Here is a 1376-nt window from a genome sequence, read left to right as displayed (position 1 = left end):
CTGCGCGATCGGGGACGGCGCCGAGAAGATGGCGATGCCCGAGGAACGCCCGACCCGATCCGATCCTCAGTTCTCGACATCTCCTCGCGAACCAGTCGGCCGCGCATCGGCGTGACGCTCCCACGCACTGCGGTCGACGGCGAAGGCGAGGTGTGGCATGTCGACGCCGCGGTAGTGGGTGGTGAAGGTGCGGCGCACCGTCATGCCGAGTCGGATCGCGACGTTCATCGAGGCCACGTTCGTCGAGCGGATCTTCGCGTACAGCTCGTCGATCCCCAGCGTCGAGAATGCCCAGTCACGACACCCGGCGGCGGCCTCCACGGCGTACCCGTGACCCCAGTGAGCGCGCTGGAACAGGTAGCCGACCTCGACGATCTCGTCGTCATCGATCTGCTGCCGCGTGATGCCGCACTGCCCGATCATCCTGCCCGTCCCGCTGTGCACGACCGCCCACAGCCCGAAACCGTCGTCCCGGTACCGCTGCTGCATGCGACGCAGCCACGCCGACGATTCCGCATCGCTGAACGCGCCGTTGTACGCCGTCATCGCCTCCGGGTCGTGGAGGATCGCGCGCAGGTCCGGCAGATCCTCGTCGGTCATCTCGCGCAGCCGCAGCCGCGCCGTCGCGATGTTCACGCGACGATCCGGATGCCGAGAGCCTGCGCGAACGCGGGGGCGTGAAGCTCAGCCTGTCGGGGCTGGAGCCAGGCACCGGTGAGCGCACGAACATCGGTGAATGCCAGCGCTTCGAGCCCGCGCAGATCCACATCGTCGCCTCGCATTCCACGCGTGTCGACCTCGTCGACGCGGCATCCCTCGAAGGCGACCCGCGCGAGTCGCGCCTCAGGCAGATCGATCGAGCCGAAGCTGCAGTCGACGAAGAGCACGTCGGTGAGCTCGGCGGACGGCAGCGAGAGGTAGTCGATGTGCGCGCCGCGCACCACGACGCTGTCCCAGCGCACCCGCAGCCCGTCGAGCGTCGCGATGCGCCCGCCGGTCAGCTCGACATTGCGCCAGCTTCCGTCACGCGCGACCAGTGCCATCGCGCGGAGCTGGTCGACCGCGACGTCGACGAACGTGGCGCCCGTGGCGTCGACGTGACCGGCGGCCGGTCCGGAAGCCGCATCCACCCGAGACTCGACGAGACGGCAGTGCGCTGCATCCACCTCGCCGCCCACGCCGTCGACGAGAACGCCGAGCAGGTCGGCCCGGCTGCGTAGCGCGCTGACCGCGTCGAGGTCGGTGGGAACGTCGGGGGCGCTGATTCGCGGAGGCCGGGGGGCGAGAGCGCCGGAAGAACGGGCAGCCATCCCTCGAGCCTACGCGCCGGGTATGATGGTCTGATCAGCACCGATCCGGCTATCACCGGGGAGCTC

2 protein-coding genes are annotated in these 1376 nt (G+C 69.6%); both read right to left on the bottom strand.

The window, feature by feature from the left end; all coding sequences use genetic code 11:
- Positions 1–66 precede the first annotated feature (66 nt).
- Entirely contained in the window at positions 67–636 is a 570-nt protein-coding gene (locus tag I5I_RS01195; protein ID WP_036315414.1) for a GNAT family N-acetyltransferase, read from the bottom strand.
- Positions 633–1310 carry a pentapeptide repeat-containing protein gene (locus I5I_RS01190; protein ID WP_036315407.1) on the bottom strand — a complete coding sequence of 226 codons (678 nt, stop codon included), beginning with the start codon at positions 1308–1310 and terminating at the stop codon, positions 633–635. Before I5I_RS01190 ends, I5I_RS01195 begins: the two co-directional genes overlap by 4 nt.
- Positions 1311–1376: the final 66 nt, after the last annotated feature.

The sequence above is a fragment of the Microbacterium sp. B24 genome, from assembly GCF_000333415.1.
GTDB lineage: Bacteria > Actinomycetota > Actinomycetes > Actinomycetales > Microbacteriaceae > Microbacterium.
The sequence above is the reverse complement of the archived record's forward strand: the minus strand, read 5'-3'. Positions and strand labels throughout refer to the sequence as shown.